Annotated in this window: 13 protein-coding genes; 8 read left to right on the top strand and 5 right to left on the bottom strand. The window is 57.2% G+C overall.

The genetic code is table 11. The annotated features are described in order from the left end of the window. Nucleotides 1-3: 3 nt before the first annotated feature. Nucleotides 4-696 carry a pyrimidine utilization protein B gene (gene rutB, locus B3X29_RS03725; RefSeq protein WP_156654258.1) on the bottom strand — a complete coding sequence of 231 codons (693 nt, stop codon included), beginning with the start codon at nt 694-696 and terminating at the stop codon, nt 4-6. Next, nucleotides 696-1,787 carry a pyrimidine utilization protein A gene (rutA, locus tag B3X29_RS03720; RefSeq protein WP_103179024.1) on the bottom strand — a complete coding sequence of 364 codons (1,092 nt, stop codon included), beginning with the start codon at nt 1,785-1,787 and terminating at the stop codon, nt 696-698. Before rutA ends, rutB begins: the two co-directional genes overlap by 1 nt. A 290-nt stretch (nt 1,788-2,077) precedes the next feature. On the opposite strand from rutA, the gene rutR reads away from it, so the two are divergent. Continuing rightward, nucleotides 2,078-2,716, top strand: coding sequence for an HTH-type transcriptional regulator RutR (rutR, locus tag B3X29_RS03715; RefSeq protein WP_103179025.1), 639 nt, complete (start codon nt 2,078-2,080; stop codon nt 2,714-2,716). Here the strand turns inward: rutR and B3X29_RS03710 are convergent. Both B3X29_RS03710 and putA read right to left on the bottom strand, forming a co-directional pair. Beyond that, nucleotides 2,713-3,108, bottom strand: coding sequence for a lysozyme inhibitor LprI family protein (locus B3X29_RS03710; protein ID WP_103179026.1), 396 nt, complete (start codon nt 3,106-3,108; stop codon nt 2,713-2,715). The genes rutR and B3X29_RS03710 overlap by 4 nt on opposite strands. A gap of 112 nt (nt 3,109-3,220) precedes the next feature. Beyond that, nucleotides 3,221-7,183, bottom strand: coding sequence for a trifunctional transcriptional regulator/proline dehydrogenase/L-glutamate gamma-semialdehyde dehydrogenase (gene putA / locus B3X29_RS03705; protein ID WP_290503950.1), 3,963 nt, complete (start codon nt 7,181-7,183; stop codon nt 3,221-3,223). Between the two features lie 420 nt (nt 7,184-7,603). Here putA and putP point away from each other — a divergent pair, with 420 nt between their 5' ends. Together putP and B3X29_RS03695 are read left to right on the top strand one after the other, a co-directional pair. Then, nucleotides 7,604-9,112, top strand: coding sequence for a sodium/proline symporter PutP (gene putP / locus B3X29_RS03700; RefSeq protein WP_159339162.1), 1,509 nt, complete (start codon nt 7,604-7,606; stop codon nt 9,110-9,112). 103 nt (nt 9,113-9,215) lie between these two features. Continuing rightward, nucleotides 9,216-9,635 carry a DUF3574 domain-containing protein gene (locus B3X29_RS03695; protein WP_159339161.1) on the top strand — a complete coding sequence of 140 codons (420 nt, stop codon included), beginning with the start codon at nt 9,216-9,218 and terminating at the stop codon, nt 9,633-9,635. A gap of 97 nt (nt 9,636-9,732) precedes the next feature. Here the strand turns inward: B3X29_RS03695 and B3X29_RS03690 are convergent, their stop codons facing one another. Then, entirely contained in the window at nt 9,733-10,917 is a 1,185-nt protein-coding gene (locus tag B3X29_RS03690; RefSeq protein ID WP_159339160.1) for a NupC/NupG family nucleoside CNT transporter, read from the bottom strand. A 250-nt stretch (nt 10,918-11,167) separates the two neighbouring features. Between B3X29_RS03690 and efeU the strand changes: the two genes are divergently transcribed. The 5 genes from efeU to B3X29_RS03665 all read left to right on the top strand — a co-directional run bounded on the left by efeU (nt 11,168) and on the right by B3X29_RS03665 (nt 17,698). Beyond that, nucleotides 11,168-12,001, top strand: coding sequence for an iron uptake transporter permease EfeU (efeU, locus tag B3X29_RS03685; protein WP_103179032.1), 834 nt, complete (start codon nt 11,168-11,170; stop codon nt 11,999-12,001). A 43-nt stretch (nt 12,002-12,044) separates the two neighbouring features. Beyond that, nucleotides 12,045-13,172: an iron uptake system protein EfeO gene (efeO, locus tag B3X29_RS03680; RefSeq protein WP_159339159.1), complete on the top strand. Its 1,128-nt coding sequence runs from the start codon at nt 12,045-12,047 to the stop codon at nt 13,170-13,172. Nucleotides 13,173-13,176: 4 nt separating this feature from the next. Then, entirely contained in the window at nt 13,177-14,460 is a 1,284-nt protein-coding gene (gene efeB / locus B3X29_RS03675) for an iron uptake transporter deferrochelatase/peroxidase subunit (RefSeq protein ID WP_103823669.1), read from the top strand. 501 nt (nt 14,461-14,961) lie between these two features. After that, entirely contained in the window at nt 14,962-15,753 is a 792-nt protein-coding gene (gene phoH / locus B3X29_RS03670; protein WP_168192048.1) for a phosphate starvation-inducible protein PhoH, read from the top strand. Between the two features lie 451 nt (nt 15,754-16,204). Beyond that, nucleotides 16,205-17,698 (top strand): alanine/glycine:cation symporter family protein, encoded by a 1,494-nt coding sequence (locus tag B3X29_RS03665; RefSeq protein WP_156654265.1) that lies wholly within the window; start codon nt 16,205-16,207, stop codon nt 17,696-17,698. The last annotated feature ends 363 nt before the right edge of the window (nt 17,699-18,061 follow it).

Raw genomic sequence — 18,061 nt, 5'->3', positions numbered from 1 at the left:
TCCTCAGGCGATACGGGCATAAGCGGCAGGGGAAAGGGCGTCGCAGAAGGTGGCGACGTCAGTAACCCAGCCAAAAAAGGTTTCGATGTTGAACAGCGCAGCCTGCTGGGCAAATGCAGGCCCTGCCTGGTGGGTGGCGTCTTCCAGCACCACGCCAAAGTACTCCAGGAAGAAGCCGTCGCGCAGGGTGGACTCCACGCAGACGTTGGTGGCGATGCCGGTAAAGATCAGGTGGCGGATGCCGCGGCTGCGCAAAATGCTGTCCAGCGGGGTGTTGAAAAAGCCGCTGTAGCGCGGTTTCGGCAGCACGATGTCCCCCGGCTCCGGCACCAGGTCATTCACCAGCTGGTAATCCCAGCCGCCTTTCGCCAGCAGCTTGCCGTGCAGCTCCGGGCGCTGGCGCATGGTTTTCAGCGCATTCGATTTGTGGAAGTTGGGCGAGCCAGGGCCCCCCGCCTCCACATACTCTTCATCCCAGCCGTTCTGGAACCAGATAATCAGCATCCCGGCCTTGCGGGCGGCGGCCACCGCGGTGCGGATATTCTCGATCACCGGCCGGGTGGCGGAGACGTCAAACCCGGCGAGGTCGAGATAGCCGCCAGGGCTGGCGTAGGCGTTCTGCATATCCACCACGATCAGCGCGCTCTGCTGGGCGTCAAAGGTGATGGCTTCCGGGCGTGCGGGCAGAGTGGTCATCACGCGACCTCCTTTGTCATAACCGGAATATGGGCGCGGCACTGCATCAGCGGCTGGATGCGCTCGCCAAACGTTTCAATCCCGGCAATAAAGTCATCAAAGGTCAGCAGCACCCCTTCGGCACCCGGCACGCTGGCTACCTCATCAAGCATCCGCGCCACGCTGGCATAAGAGCCGACCAGGGTGCCCATGTTGATATTCACCGCCGAGGTCGGGTCGGCCATCTGCCGCACGTTGGTGTCGGCCCCGGAGCGGGTGTCCTTCTGGCTCTGCTCGCTGAGCCAGCTCAGGGCCTCGTCGTCGGCCCCGGCTTTGTAGTGCTCCCACTTCGCCCGCGCCGCCTCGTCGGTCTCGTCGGCAATGACCATAAACAGCACATAGGAGCCGACATCGCGCCCGGTTTTTTCAGCGGCCTGTTTCATGCGCGCAGCGGTAGGGGCAAAGGCCGTTGGGGTGTTAACCCCTTTGCCGAAGCAGAAGTTGAAGTCGGCATATTTCGCCGAGAAGTCCATCCCGGCATCGCTCTGCCCGGCGCAGATCACCTTCATCGGCACCGACGGCTGGGGGCTGACGCGGCAGTCGTTCATGGTGAAGAACTCACCTTTGAAGTCGCTCTTGCCGGTGCCCCACAGATCCCGCAGGACCTGCACATACTCGGTGAGGTAGTCATAGCGCTTCGAAAAATAGTCATCTCCCGGCCAGAGCCCCATCTGCTCATACTCCGGCTTCTGCCAGCCGGTGACGAGGTTAACGCCAAAGCGTCCGCCGGAGATGGTGTCGATGGTGGAGGCCATCCGCGCCACGATGGCCGGAGGCAGGGTCAGGGTGGCGGCGGTAGCGTAGATCTGGATGCGGGAGGTGACCGCCGCCAGCCCCGCCATCAGGGTGAAGGACTCCAGGTTGTGATCCCAGAATTCGGTTTTCCCGCCGAAGCCGCGCAGCTTAATCATCGACAGGGCAAAATCGAAGTGATAGTGCTCTGCCTTCTGCACGATGGCTTTGTTCAGCTCAAAAGTCGGCATGTACTGCGGCGCGTGGGTAGAGATCAACCAGCCGTTATTGCCAATGGGAACGAATACGCCAATTTTCATCACGAACCTCTCTTCATCTCAGCTTGGGGGTGAAAGTCAGACGTGGCGCTGCATCCTGCATCTCCTGTTCAGCCGCGTAGTCTCGGTTTTGCAAAGGGAGTGCCAGTTTTGAAATCTGTAATGTTATTAGTGTGTTAAGAAATGGTTGATGAATTGCTGGTGATAAAAGTGGACTGTCTGGTCAAAATAGTTGCACACAAAGCAGGCAGTCGTGCGCGGTGGCGGTGCAGATTGTCGTGGTAAGGCAGGGGTTTTGCTATGCTGGGGGCTGATCAACACGGAGTGAGCAAATGGCACAAGGCGCAGTGAAGACAGGCGGTAAACGTTCGCAGGCGGTGAGCGCGAAAAAACAGGCGATCCTTGCGGCGGCGCTGGAGACCTTCTCGCAGTTTGGCATCCACGGCACCCGGCTGGAGCAGGTGGCGGAGCTGGCGGGGGTGTCAAAAACCAATCTGCTCTACTACTTTCCCTCGAAAGAGGCGCTGTACGTCTCCGTTCTGCAACAGATCCTCGATATCTGGCTGGCCCCGCTGAAGGCGTTTCGTGAGGAGCTCACCCCGCTGGTGGCGATCCAGCAGTATATTCGCCTGAAGCTGGAGGTCTCCCGGGACTATCCCCAGGCGTCGCGACTGTTCTGTCTGGAGATGTTGCAGGGGGCACCGCTGCTGAAAACGGTGCTGAGCGGGGATATGAAATCGCTGGTGGATGAGAAGTCCGCGATCATTGCCGGGTGGGTCGCCACCGGCAGACTGGCCCCGGTCGATCCACACCATCTAATCTTTATGATCTGGGCCGCCACCCAGCACTACGCCGACTTTTCCGCCCAGGTGGAGGCGGTGACGGGCAAGACGCTCAAGGATGACGACTTTTTCCACAGCACGGTGGAGAACGTGGAGCGGATGATTATCGAAGGGATCCGGGTGCGTTAATTCCCCGGGGGCAGCGGGCAGCTTAAATCGCCCTCTTCACACTGCATCAGCGTGGCCAGATAGGCTTCCCGTTCGTTGGTTTTATCCGCCAGACACTGGTTCACAATCATTGGCTGAATAGAGCCGCCTTGAGTGCCGGAGCCGATAAAGGCGCAGTCAGCATCGCGCAGGGCGATCCACGCCTGTTGCGCCTTTTTCAGCAGCTCACGCTGGGGGGCGTCGGCGCGCTTGATGGCTGCCTGATACGTCTGGTTCAGGGTTTTATCCGCGGCCTGATACTGCTGCGCGGTGCAGCTGTTCATCTCCGCCTGGGTGCTGGCGTTGGCGCACTCATCCGCCAGCGCGCTGGTGCTCAGCAGTAACGCGGCACCGGCGATAAAAGCTCGTTTCATCTTTCCCTCCCTATAAAAAAGCCGGATGCGCTGTGCTTATCCGGCCTACAAAAACAGAATGTCACCTCTGTAGCCCCGGTAAGCGTAGCGCCACCGGGGAGAGATTGCACGCTTAACCGATGGTCATCAGGCTGGCGTTACCCCCTGCTGCGGCGGTGTTCACGCTGAGCGAACGCTCCACGTACAGACGCTCCAGCTGCAGGTTGGTTTCACCCCGGGCGAAGCCCTGCACGGAGACAATCGCCCCGCTGCGGGCCGCAACCTGCTCGCACAGCTCGCGCAGCTGGTCGGAATCACCGTGATAGATCACCGCGTCGAACGGCTGGCTGGTCAGCACATCAGCTTTGGCGAAACGAATCCGTTCCGTCACCGCCTTCGGCAGCTGCTTCGCCAGGTCACGGTGCAGGCTATCTTCCGGCCAGAGCACTTCACACCCGGTCGCCATCGCCGCCGCCAGCTGGATCAGCGCATCCTGCTCGTTATCCGCCACGCACAGCACACGCTCGCGCGGCATCAGCGTCCAGGTGTTGCGCTCGCCCGTTGGCCCTGGCAATACGCGCTGGGTACCGGCCTGAGCCAGCTCGCCATACTCCTGACACAGCTCGCGCAGTTCAGGACGTTTTTCCGCCCACGCTTTTAATGCTTCCAGCGGCTGGGTCAGCACCGTTTTCACCTGGGTGTCTACCGCGTACTGCGCATCCTGACGCGCCAGGGTGACGCCCAGCGCATTGGCCGGACGGTTAGCCAGCAGGCGATAGAGGTACATTGGACCACCGGCTTTCGGACCGGTGCCCGACAGCCCTTCGCCGCCGAACGGCTGCACGCCGACCACGGCGCCGACCATGTTGCGGTTCACGTAGAGGTTGCCGACGTTGGCGCTGCCGGTCACCTGGGCGATGGTTTCATCGATGCGGGTATGCACTCCCAGGGTCAGACCGTAGCCGGAGGCGTTGATCTGCGCGATCAGCTGGTCGAGGTTGTTACGGTTGTAACGCACCACGTGCAGCACCGGGCCAAACACCTCTTTCTTCAGTTCATCGAAGCTCGCCAGTTCAATCAGGGTTGGCGCCACAAAGGTGCCGCTGGTCCACTCGCGGGCATCTTCGCTGTTCTCACGCACCGCCTGGTAGACCGGACGGCCTTTCGCACGCATCGCCTGGATGTGGTTTTCGATGTTGGCTTTCGCTTCGGCGTCGATCACCGGGCCAATGTCGGTGGTCAGACGGCCCGGGTTGCCCATCCGGCACTCCGCCATCGCGCCACGCAGCATTTTCAGGGTGTGATCGGCCACTTCGTCCTGCACGCAGAGTACGCGCAGGGCAGAGCAGCGCTGTCCGGCACTGTCGAAGGCCGAAGCCACCACATCCACCACCACCTGCTCGGTAAGGGCGGAGGAGTCGACGATCATCGCGTTCATACCGCCAGTTTCCGCAATCAGCGGCGTTGGACGGCCCTGGGCATCCAGACGGGTTGCGATGTTGCGCTGCAACAGGGAGGCCACTTCGGTGGAGCCGGTGAACATTACGCCGCGCACGCGGTTGTCGGCGGTGAGTTTGGCACCCACGGTCTCGCCGCGGCCCGGCAGCAGCTGCACGACGCCCGCAGGGACACCCGCTTCCAGCAGGATATTGATCCCATGAGCGGCAATCAGCGGGGTCTGTTCCGCCGGTTTGGCCAGCACGCTGTTACCCGCGGCAAGGGCGGCGGCAATCTGGCCGGTGAAGATCGCCAGCGGGAAGTTCCACGGGCTGATACAGACCACCGGCCCCAGTGGGCGATGGGTTTCGTTGTCGAAATCGTCACGCACCTGACCGGCATAGTAGTGCAGGAAGTCAACGGCCTCGCGCACTTCGGCGATGGCGTTGCTGAAGGTTTTACCCGCCTCACGCACCAGAATGCCAATCAGCTGCTGCATCTGATCTTCCATCAGCACCGCAGCGCGCTCCAGAATGGCTGCACGCTCCTGCGGCGGGGTGGCGAACCAGATCGGCGCATTGTTCACCGCGCTGTCGAGAGCCAGATCCACTTCCTCTTCGGTCGCTTCGCGGACAAAGCCGACAATGTCTTTCGGTTCGGCCGGGTTGATCACCGGCTGCATTTCGCCATTGCTGACCGGCTGCTCCAGGATCGGTTTCGCCTGCCATTTTTGCAGGGCGCTGTTGAGCAGCGACGAGGAGAGCGATGCCAGACGGTGTTCGTTCGCCAGATCGAGGCCCGCGGAGTTGATGCGGCCATTGCCGTACAGCTCACGCGGCAGGGCAATCTTCGGATGGGGCAGACCAACCTGACCCTCCTGGGCGGCCAGCTTTTCCACCGCCTGTACCGGGTCCGCCACCAGCTCATCCAGCGGCAGGGTGGCATCGGCGATGCGGTTAACGAAGGAGGTGTTGGCCCCGTTCTCCAGCAGACGACGCACCAGGTACGCCAGCAGCGTTTCGTGAGTACCGACCGGGGCGTAGATACGGCACGGACGATTCAGTTTACCCTCGGACACTTTACCGGTGACCTGCTCGTACAGCGGTTCACCCATGCCGTGCAGGCACTGGAACTCGTACTGGCCCGGATAATAGTTCTGACCGGCCAGCTGGTAGATGGCCGCCAGGGTGTGGGCGTTGTGGGTGGCGAACTGCGGATAGATCAGGTTCGGCACGCCGAGCAGCTTTTTGGCACAGGCGAGGTAGGAGACGTCGGTGTAGACCTTGCGGGTATAGACCGGATAACCCTCCAGACCCTCCATCTGCGCGCGTTTGATCTCGCTGTCCCAGTAGGCGCCCTTCACCAGACGGATCATCAGGCGGCGACGGCTGCGGGTGGCGAGATCAATCAGGTAATCAATGACGAACGGGCAGCGTTTCTGGTAGGCCTGAATGACAAAGCCAATCCCGTTCCAGCCCGCCAGCTCCGGCTCGAAGCAGAGTTTTTCCAGCAGATCGAGGGAGATCTCCAGGCGGTCGGCCTCTTCGGCGTCGATGTTGATCCCGATGTCATACTGGCGCGCCAGCAGGGTCAGGGATTTCAGGCGTGGATAGAGCTCTTCCATCACCCGGTCGTACTGGGCGCGGCTGTAGCGCGGGTGCAGGGCGGAGAGCTTGATGGAGATCCCCGGGCCTTCATAAATGCCGCGACCGTTGGAGGCTTTACCGATGGCGTGGATCGCCTGCTGGTAAGAGACCAGATAGGCCTGCGCGTCGGCGGCGGTCAGCGCCGCTTCGCCCAGCATGTCATAGGAGTAGCGGAAGCCCTTATCTTCCAGCTTGCGGGCGTTAGCCAGCGCTTCGGCGATGGTTTCGCCGGTGACGAACTGCTCGCCCATCAGGCGCATCGCCATGTCCACGCCTTTACGGATCAGCGGTTCACCGCTCTTGCCGATAATGCGGTTCAGAGAGCGGGAGAGGCTCGCTTCGTTGTGGGTGGAGACCAGACGGCCAGTAAACAGCAGGCCCCAGGTGGCGGCGTTAACGAAGAGCGACGGGCTGCGGCCAATGTGCGAATGCCAGTTACCGTTGCTGATCTTGTCGCGGATCAGCGCGTCACGGGTCGCTTTGTCCGGGATACGCAGCAGCGCTTCCGCCAGGCACATTAACGCCACGCCCTCCTGGGAGGAGAGGGAGAACTCCTGCAGCAGGCTCTGCACCATGCCGGCGCGCCCGGAGGCCGTTTTCTGGTTACGCAGTTTTTCGGCAAGCTGATACGCCAGGCTGTGGGCCTGGGAGGCGACTGGCTCCGGCAGACGCGCCTGTTCCAGCAGCATCGGCACGGCGTCGGTCTCGGCGCGACGGTAAGCGGCGGTAATGGCCGCGCGGCTCACCGACTGGGGCAGGATCTGCTCGGCAAATTCAAGGAACGGCTGGTGGACCTCTTCGATCGCCTCGGCGCTATCGTCGCTCTCGTTGGCGGCACCGGCCAGCAGGGCAGGCAGCTCTGGCAGGGCGTCGTCGCTCTCCAGTTTTTCCAGATAGTTAAAGATCGCCTGCTTGATTAACCAGTGTGGCGTGCGGTCAATTCGGGTCGCAGCCGATTTAATCCGTTCGCGGGTCGCATCATCCAGCTTAACCCCCATGGTGGTCATGCCCATGCCAAAAACTCCTGTGATTCAGTAGCGCTAGTGTAGTTAACGTGAAATATCCACTATGTTGCAACTTTGTGCAACCACGTTAAATGTGACCCGGTTTGCAAGCTGGAAAATGAATGGAATGTTACGTGATAGTTAACCGCAAAAAAGTTGTGGATTTTAGCGATCAACCCTGGTTTCATGCGGCGCTTAACACTTTTTGCAGGTGCAACCTCAAAAAACGTGAGCGAGTGCAACCTCCAGGAATCTGGTGTGAAACCGGGGATGAAATTCATGTAAATGCAGTGTTAAATCATTTGTGTCATGGAGGCGCATACGGCAGGATACGCGCGGCCAACATAAACACACATCATCACCCTCTCGTTCCGGGGGTGTAATAAAGACGGTCAAAAAGGCTGTCGAACATCTTTGCGGAGTATTTAAATGGCAATTAGCACACCGATGCTGGTGACATTTCTTATCTATATTTTTGGCATGATCCTGATAGGGTTCCTTGCGTGGCGTTCTACCAAGAACTTTGACGACTACATCCTCGGCGGGCGAAGCCTTGGGCCGTTCGTGACGGCGCTCTCTGCGGGCGCGTCGGATATGAGCGGCTGGCTGCTGATGGGGCTGCCGGGCGCCATCTTTATCTCCGGTATTTCAGAAAGCTGGATCGCCATCGGTCTGACGCTGGGGGCATGGATTAACTGGAAGCTGGTGGCCGGGCGTCTGCGCGTGCACACCGAAGCTAACAACAACGCCCTGACCCTGCCGGACTACTTCACCGGCCGTTTCGAAGATAACAGCCGCATCCTGCGTATTATCTCCGCGTTAGTTATTCTGCTGTTCTTCACCATCTACTGTGCCTCCGGCATCGTGGCAGGCGCGCGCCTGTTCGAAAGCACCTTCGGCATGAGCTATGAAACCGCACTGTGGGCGGGCGCGGCGGCGACCATCCTCTACACCTTCGTAGGCGGGTTCCTGGCCGTCAGCTGGACCGATACCGTGCAGGCCAGCCTGATGATTTTTGCCCTGATCCTGACCCCAGTGATTGTGATCCTGTCGGTAGGCGGCCTGGGTGACTCCCTGGCGGTGATTCAGCAGAAGAGCATCGAAAACGTCGATATGTTGAAAGGGCTGAACTTTGTTGCCATCGTGTCGCTGATGGGCTGGGGGCTGGGTTACTTCGGTCAGCCGCACATCCTGGCGCGCTTTATGGCGGCGGATTCGCACCACACCATCGTCCATGCCCGTCGTATCAGTATGGCGTGGATGATCCTCTGCCTGGGCGGCGCCTGTGCGGTGGGCTTCTTCGGTATCGCCTACTTCAACAACAACCCGTCGCTGGCAGGTGCAGTAAACCAGAACGCCGAGCGTGTGTTTATCGAGCTGGCGCAGGTGCTGTTTAACCCGTGGATCGCCGGTATTCTGCTCTCCGCTATTCTGGCGGCGGTGATGTCCACCCTGAGCTGCCAGCTGCTGGTCTGCTCCAGTGCCATCACGGAAGATCTCTACAAAGCCTTCCTGCGTAAGGGCGCCAGCCAGAAAGAGCTGGTGTGGGTCGGTCGCTTTATGGTGCTGGTGGTGGCGCTGGTCGCCATCGCGCTGGCGTCAAACCCGGAAAACCGCGTGCTGGGTCTGGTGAGCTACGCCTGGGCGGGCTTTGGTGCCGCCTTTGGTCCGGTGGTGCTGTTCTCCGTGATGTGGTCCCGCATGACTCGCAATGGCGCCCTGGCGGGGATGATCATCGGTGCGGCTACCGTTATCGTCTGGAAGCAGTTCGCCTGGCTGGGCCTGTATGAAATCATTCCGGGCTTTATCTTCGGCAGCATCGGGATCGTGGTCTTCAGCCTGATGGGTAAAGCGCCCTCTACTTCAATGCAGAAACGCTTTGCGGAAGCCGACGCCCAGTACCACACCACCGCGCCGACGAAGTTGCAGGCGCAGTAAGTGACAGACACGCTATAAGCCGGGCTTGCCCGGCTTTTTTTATTGCTAATTTCCGTGATTTACGCTGATATCGCAGGGCAAATTACAATGAGGATAGCGAAGAATGAGACTTAAAAACGGGCTTGTGGCAGGCGCGATTTTACTGCTGGCAGGCTGTAATGCCCCCTCACACAGCACCGCGGACAACACCTGCAAAGCCGATAACCAGCTGCAGCAAACCACCCTCTATTTCGGCCTGAACCGTCCGGCAGGGGAGGCGATCACCGGCCAGGAGTGGCAGCAGTTTGTGGACCAGGACGTGACGCCGCGTTTTCGTGATGGCTTAACGGTATTTGATGCCCGCGGGCAGTGGCTGGGTAACGACGGAAAAGTGGCGCGTGAGTCGAGCAAGGCGCTGATGCTGATCCACGGTAAAGATGCGCAAAGTGAGAGCAATATTGAGGCGCTGCGCGGGATCTATAAAACGCGCTTCGCCCAGGAGTCGGTGATGCGCGTTGATCAGCCGGTGTGCGTGCAGTTCTGATAAGACCGGGTGTGGCCTGTTTGCCGGGTGGCGCTAGCGCTTACCCGGCCTACTTATCCTGTAAGCCCGCGCAAGCGCAGCGCCGCCGGGCAACAAACTACAACACTAATCCCGCAAAGCTCGCCGACAACAGACTCACCAGCGTCGCGCCATACACCAGACGCAGACCGAAGCGTGACACCACGTTGCCCTGCTTCTCATTCAGCCCCTTAATCGCCCCGGCGACAATGCCAATAGAGGCAAAGTTAGCGAAGGAGACCAGGAACACCGACAGAATGCCCAGCCCGCGTGGGGTCATCTCTGCGGCAATTTTTTGCAGCTCGATCATCGCCACGAACTCGTTCGCCACCAGTTTAGTCGCCATAATGCCGCCCGCGTGCAGGGCATCGCTCAGCGGAATACCCACCAGCCAGGCCAGGGGATAGAAGACATAGCCCAGAATCTGCTGGAAGCTCAAGCCAAACAGGCTGGAGAAGAGGGCGTTGACGGCGCTGATCAGGGCAATAAAGCCAATCAGCATCGCCAGAATTATCATCGCCACTTTGAAGCCAGCCAGAATATATTCCCCCAGCATCTCAAAGAAACTCTGGGACTCATGCATCTTCTCCAGCTTAATTTCCGGCTCCGCTTCCGGGCGGGTCGGGTTAATCACCGTGAGGATGATAAAGGTGCTGAACATATTCAGGATCAGCGCCGCGACCACATATTTTGCTTCCAGCATCGTCATATAGGCGCCGACGATGGAGAGCGACACGGTGGACATGGCGGTGGCCGCCATGGTGAACAGACGACGCGAGGAGAGATCGCCCAGCACCCCTTTGTAAGCAATAAAGTTTTCCGACTGGCCCAGCGTCAGGGAGCTGATGGCGTTAAACGACTCCAGCTTGCCCATGCCGTTCACTTTCGACAGCAGGGTGCCGACTATGCGAATTATCACCGGCAGAATACGCCAGTGTTGCAGAATGCCGATCAGTGCGGAAATAAAAATAATCGGACACAACACTCCAAGGAAAATAAATGCCAGCCCTTTTTCTCCCATCCCGCCAAAGACAAAGTTGGTCCCTTCGGCGGCATATTTCAGTAACGATTCAAAGAAGCCCGAGACATACTGAATAACAAACAGGCCGCTTTCGGCATGGAGGAAAAAGAACGCCAGCGCAATCTCAATGACAATGAGTTGAATGACGTAGCGAATACGGACGTTGCGGCGGTCGAAGCTCACCAGCCAGGCCAGCGCAAGGATAACCACCAGCGCCAGCAAGAAGTGCAGGAATTGATACATAGTTGATTTTCAGCAGATTAATGAGGCGCATATTTAGCCACAGCCTGCTGTGAGCGTAAATGGGCATTTACGTTATAACTTATTCACCTTTTAGTCACTTATGTGACTATTTTCCCGGTACGGGTTTACATCCTGTCATCAAAATGCAGCATATTTCGCTTGTATTTCTTATTGCCGTAATGATAATCACTATCACAAGAATTTACCTTTCTTTGCATCAGTTGACGGCGAAAAACATTTAAGGTGTCGCATGTTTGTTCCATTCCTCATTATGTTACGTGAAGGGCTCGAAGCAGCCTTAATTGTCAGTCTTATCGCCAGCTATCTGAAACGTACCCAGCGGGGCCGCTGGATCGGCGTGATGTGGATTGGCGTCTTCCTTGCTGCCGCCCTCTGCCTGGGCCTGGGCATTGCCATCAACGAAACCACCGGTGAATTCCCGCAAAAAGAGCAGGAGCTGTTTGAAGGGATCGTGGCCCTTATTGCGGTGGTGATCCTCACCTGGATGGTCTTCTGGATGCGTAAAGTGTCCCGTAACGTCAAAGTCCAGCTGGAGCAGGCGGTAGACAGCGCGCTGGCGAAGGGCAAGAGTCACGGCTGGGCACTGATCATGATGGTCTTTTTCGCCGTGGCGCGTGAAGGGCTGGAGTCGGTCTTCTTCCTGCTGGCCGCCTTCCAGCAGGATGTTGGGATCTGGCCGCCACTGGGCGCGGTGCTGGGCCTGGCGACCGCGGTGGTGCTCGGTTTCCTGCTCTACTGGGGCGGCATTCGTCTCAATCTGGGCGCCTTCTTCAAATGGACCAGCCTGTTTATTCTGCTGGTGGCCGCCGGACTGGCCGCGGGAGCGATCCGCGCCTTCCATGAGGCGGGCCTGTGGAACCACTTCCAGGAGGTGGCGTTCGATCTCAGTAACGTCCTCTCTACCCATTCGCTGACCGGCACCCTGCTGGAGGGGATCTTTGGCTATCAGGAGACGCCGAGCGTCAGCGAAGTGGCGGTGTACTTTATCTATCTTATTCCGGCGCTGGCGCTGTTCTTTATGCCATCGCGCCCCAGCGCTCAGCCGTCGCGTACTGCGCCCTGAAGTGCTCATTGTAGTTACAACATACTTTTAAAAGGGAAAAGTCATGGCAATCCACTTTCGTCGCAGTGCATTACAGGCTAGCGTGGCAGCGCTGATCGTTTCTGCATTCGCCGCACAGGCCGCGGATGTTCCACAGGTAAAAGTTACCGTCAATGATAAACAGTGTGAGCCGATGACCATCACGGTCAACAGCGGTAAAACCCAGTTCATCATTCAGAACCACAGCCAGAAAGCGCTGGAGTGGGAGATCCTGAAAGGGGTGATGGTGGTGGAAGAGCGGGAAAACATCGCGCCGGGCTTTAGCCAGAAGATGACCGCCAACCTTGAGCCGGGCGAATACGACATGACCTGCGGCCTGCTGACCAACCCGAAAGGCAAGCTGATCGTGAAAGGTGCCGCCACCGCCGATGCCGCCAAAGGCGACGCGCTGTTGAGCCTCGGCGATGCCATTACCGCCTATAAAGCGTACGTCACTCAAGAGACCGCGGATCTGGTCGCGGGTACCAAAGCCTTTACCGACGCGGTGAAAGCGGGCGATATGGAAAAAGCGAAATCCCTCTATGCGCCGACCCGTCAGCACTACGAGCGTATCGAGCCGATTGCCGAGCTCTTCTCGGATCTCGATGGCAGCATCGACGCCCGTGAAGACGATTACGAGCAGAAAGCCGCCGATCCGAAATTCACCGGTTTCCACCGCCTGGAGAAAGCGCTGTTTGGCGACAACTCCACCAAAGGGATGGAGCAGTACGCGGAGCAGCTGAACAGCGACGTGCTGGAGCTGCAAAAACGCATCAGTGAGCTGGCCTTCCCGCCCTCAAAAGTGGTGGGTGGCGCGGCAGGGCTGATTGAAGAAGTGGCCGCCAGCAAGATCAGCGGGGAAGAAGATCGCTACAGCCATACCGACCTGTGGGACTTCCAGGCCAACGTCGAAGGCGCGCAGAAGATCGTTGACCTGCTGCGTCCTCAGCTGCAAAAAGATAACAGCGCCCTGCTGGAAAAAGTGGATGCCAACTTTAAGAAAGTGAATATCATTCTGGCGAAGTACCGCACCAAAGAGGGCTTTGAGACTTACGACAAGCTGACCGATGCCGACCGTAATGCCCTGAAAGGGCCGATTACCACCCTGGCGGAAGATCTGGCGCAGCTGCGTGGCGTACTGGGTCTGGACTAAGTTGATGAACAAGCATGACGAGTACGACGTGGCTGAACCTTCACGACGTCGGTTGTTAAAAGGGGTAGGGGCGCTTGGCGGCGCCCTTGCTCTGGCGGGTGGCTGTCCGGTGGCGCATGCGGCAAAACCGCAGAGTGCGCCGGGCACGCTCTCCCCGGATGCGCGAATGGAGACGCAGCCGTTTCACGGCCTGCATCAGGCCGGGATCTTAACCCCGCAGCAGGCTTCGATGATGCTGGTGGCTTTTGACGTGCTCGCCAGCGATAAAAGCGAGCTGGAGCGCCTGTTCCGTCTGCTGACCCAGCGCATTACTTTTCTGACCACCGGCGGCCCGGCGCCTGAGACGCCGAACCCGCGTCTGCCGCCGATGGATTCCGGTATTCTGGGGAGCTATATCGCCCCGGATAACCTCACCATGACGGTGTCGCTGGGGGCGTCGCTGTTTGATGACCGCTTTGGTCTGGCGGCGCAGAAACCGAAATCGTTGCAGAAGATGGTGCGCTTCCCGAATGACTCCCTGGATGCGGCGTTGTGCCATGGCGATCTGCTGATCCAGATCTGCGCCAATACCCAGGACACGGTGATCCACGCCCTGCGGGATCTCATCAAGCACACCCCGGATCTGTTAAGCGTACGCTGGAAGCGGGAAGGGTTTATCTCTGACCACGCCGCGCGCAGCAAAGGCAAAGAGACCCCGGTGAACCTGCTCGGCTTTAAGGATGGCACCGCCAACCCCAACAGCCAGGATGGGCCATTAATGGATCGGGTGGTGTGGGTGACCGCCGATCAGGGCGAACCGGCCTGGGCGGTGGGCGGCAGCTATCAGGCTGTACGCATTATTCAGTTCCGCGTGGAGTTCTGGGACCGGACGCCGCTGAAAGAACAGCAGACCATTTTTGGCCGCGACAAGCAGAGCGGTGCGCCGCTGGGCATGAAGAACGAGCACGACGTGCCGGATTACGCCAGCGACCCGGAGGGCAATGTTATCGCCCTCGACAGTCATATCCGCCTCGCCAACCCGCGCACTCAGGAGACCGAGCAAAACCTGATGATGCGCCGGGGCTACAGCTACTCGCTGGGGGTGACCAATTCCGGTCAGCTGGATATGGGGCTGCTGTTTGTCTGTTTCCAGCACGATCTGGAGAAGGGCTTTTTGACCGTGCAGAAACGCCTGAACGGCGAGGCGCTGGAAGAGTACGTCAAACCCATTGGCGGAGGCTACTTCTTTGCGCTGCCTGGCGTACAGGATAAAAACGGCTGGCTTGCTCAGGGGCTGCTTGAGGCCTGAATACCGTCCCGCTTACCCCTTAAGCGGGACAGTTTTTTTCTCGTCCCGCTATCTCTTTGTTATAATTCTGTAATATCCCCATAGCAGACTAAGTATCGCTGTCAGGCGAATCTTAAAAGTTGCATTCAGGTAAAAATAATGTTGCATTCATGCTAAATCCTGATGTACTTAAATTAAGAAAGCGGTAAACCTTACAGTGAACATGAATCACTCTGGAGATCGCGAATGGTTGGGTCCTCAACTGGACATGGTAAACGCAACAACCGCAGCACACGGCGCGGAGGCCCACACTCCGGCAGCGATCTCTTCACCGAAAAATTCTCCCCCTCCACAGCAAATCCTGATTTTTCCGACCTGACGAATGGTGAGCATAGCGATTCGGCCGGGTCATTTAACCAAGCAAGCTATGGCTTAGAAGGAAGCCAACCCTCAGATGTTTGTTCGCCTAATCGCACCGACTCTGGTGCGAGTGATGAATACCAACAACTCAAGGTGCTATCCATGGGAAGACAAAAAGCAGTGATCAAAGCTCGTCGTGAAGCAAAACGTGTGCTGAGACGGGATTCACGTAGCCATAAACAGCGTGAAGAAGAGTCGGTCACCTCGCTTGTGCAGATGAGTGGTGTTGAAGCAATTGGCATGGCGCGGGACTGCCGTGATACAACTCCAATTGCGGCACGCAACGACGCTCAGGCGCAGTACCTGAATGCTATTGAGAATAAGTCGCTTATTTTCGCCACCGGTGAAGCCGGGTGTGGGAAAACGTGGATAAGTGCAGCCAAAGCGGCAGAGGCTCTGATTCACAAAGATGTCGACAAGATCATTGTCACCCGGCCGGTGTTGCAGGCCGATGAAGATCTCGGCTTCTTGCCCGGTGATATTTCGGAGAAATTTGCGCCGTATTTCCGGCCCGTTTATGACGTGCTGGTGAAGCGTCTGGGGGCCTCTTTTATGCAGTACTGCCTGCGTCCCGAAATCGGTAAGGTTGAAATTGCGCCGTTCGCCTATATGCGCGGACGTACATTTGAAAATGCAGTTGTGATTCTCGACGAGGCTCAGAACGTAACTGCTGCGCAAATGAAGATGTTCTTAACGCGCCTCGGGGAGAACGTGACGGTTATCGTCAATGGCGATATCACCCAGTGCGACCTGCCGGCGGGGGTTCCGTCCGGGCTGAGCGACGCGCTGGCACGTTTTGAGGAAGATGAGATGGTGGGCATTGTGCGTTTCAATAAAGACGATTGCGTGCGCTCGGCGCTGTGCCAGCGGACGCTGCAGGTCTATTCCCGGTAATGGTATAACCTTCTCGTTTTACTTTCTTCTGCAATCCCTTCCCGGCGCAATGCCGGGAAGCTGCGTCTGTCAAAACACTTCTGTGGGGTTGTCTATTTAAAGATCACATTATGATGATGTCATACTTATTTCGTATAGAAAATGCCGGGTATTACGCAACGTTTTGCTGTATCTATAAGTCTTAACGTTAATTCAAATGGGCTTTTTAATAAAAAATGCAGAAGTGTGATATTAAATCATAATACCCACAAAATATGTATGAAAATCATGAGCAGGCTAATTATAAATAATCAATTAAACGTGAATGTTGTCACAATTCATTACTGCCACGCGAATATTAAGTTGGTCTCTTTCGGGCTATTATCTATGTTTCGTAGTAATCCAAACACAATTCTATAAAGAAACTTCCAGGGAATCCGTTTTCTCTGGACCATCACGCTGAGGGCCATACATGAACGAACTGGTTGGTGCAATTAATGGTGTTATCTGGAGCCCGGCGTTAATATTTTTATGCCTGGGTGTCGGCCTCTATTTCTCACTGCGTAGTCGCTTTCTGCAATTACGCCATGTTAAACATATGGTCGCGCTGATGTTTCAGGGGCGCGCCACCGATGCAGGGGTGTCGTCGTTTCAGGCACTGACGATGACGCTGGCAGGACGTGTGGGGACCGGGAATATTGCCGGCGTAGCGACCGCCATTACCTTTGGTGGTCCTGGCGCGCTGTTCTGGATGTGGATGGTAGCCTTTTTGGGTGCCAGCTCTGCTTTTGTTGAATCCACGCTGGGTCAGGTTTATAAAGAGAAAATTAACGGTGAATATCGTGGCGGTCCTGCCTTTTATATTGAAAAAGGGCTGGGCGTAAAATGGTATGCATGGTTATTTGCTGTAGTGACTATTTTCTCCTGCGGCTTATTACTTCCAGGCGTACAGGCAAACTCTATTGGTGCCAGCCTGGATATTGCCTTCGGACTTAATCCGAATGTTACCGCCGCAATATTGGCCATACTGTTAAGCTTCATTATTTTCGGTGGTGTAAAAAGGATCGCCAGCTTTAGCAGCATGGTCGTTCCTTTTATGGCGCTCGGTTATATTATTGTGGCCTGCGTTATTATCGCCATTAATATTGAACAGCTTCCTTCCGTTATTCTGTTGATCTGGAAAAGTGCATTTGGCCTCGAAGCGGGCTTTGGCGCCGTTCTGGGGCAGGCGATCATGTGGGGCGTTAAGCGCGGGGTTTATTCCAACGAAGCGGCGCAGGGTACAGGGCCACATGCTTCATCAGCGGCCGAAGTCAGTCATCCGGCGAAACAGGGGCTGGTTCAGGCTTTCTCAGTCTATATCGACACGCTGTTCGTCTGCTCCGCTACCGGTTTTATGCTGTTGATCACCGGCTTGTATAATGTTCAGGGCGTTGATGGCGCGGCAATCTACACCGGCATCGCAGGCGTGGCAGCAGGCCCTGGCTATGTGCAGACCGCGATGGAAAGTATGATGCCTGGTTTTGGTAACTACTTTGTCGCCATTGCGCTGTTCTTCTTTGCCTTCACCACTATTATTGCCTACTACTATATTGCTGAAACAAATATTGCCTTTATCAACCGCAAAATTAACCGCCCATGGCTGACGTTCTTGCTGAAAATATTCCTGTTAACCTCCACGGTATATGGCACCGTGCGTACTGCGGAGCTGGCATGGGGTCTGGGCGATATTGGGGTCGGGTTGATGGCGTGGCTTAACATTATTGCAATTGTTCTTTTACATAAAAAAGCATTTGCCAGCCTTAAAGATTATGAAACGCAGAAAGCGCAAGGTATCGATCCACAATTTGACCCGATCCGGCTTGGGATTAAAAATGCCGATCACTGGGTTAAGGAACGTAAAGATGAAAAAGGTGTGAACCCGGATCAGACATCTTCTCTGCCGGGAGGCCGTACAATAAGCTGATGGCGCGAAAAAAGCCCGTACGAAAGTACGGGCTTTTTTTTAATAGCGTTGTGAGGGGGGATTGACTCGCTGTCGCCAGTTGTCGAACCCCGGTCGGGGGTTCTCATCCCCCTACAGGCATGCAACATGCGAAAAAAAAAAGCCCGCATTTTCATGCGAGCTCTTCTTTACATATGGCGGTGAGGGGGGGTTTGACTCACTGCGCCCGCCCTACGGGCAGCCCACCCACTGCGTTCGCGGTCTGTCCAACTGGCTGCGCCAGTTGTCGAACCCCGGTCGGGGTATCGCTACCCCCCCCACCGGCACGCAAACACCGAAAAACAAGACCACAGCAGCGTGTGCGCTTCTCTATTCAAATTCCGG

This window comes from Leclercia sp. UBA5076 (genome assembly GCF_002416465.1).
Lineage (GTDB): Bacteria > Pseudomonadota > Gammaproteobacteria > Enterobacterales > Enterobacteriaceae > Enterobacter.
The sequence above is the reverse complement of the archived record's forward strand: the minus strand, read 5'-3'. Positions and strand labels throughout refer to the sequence as shown.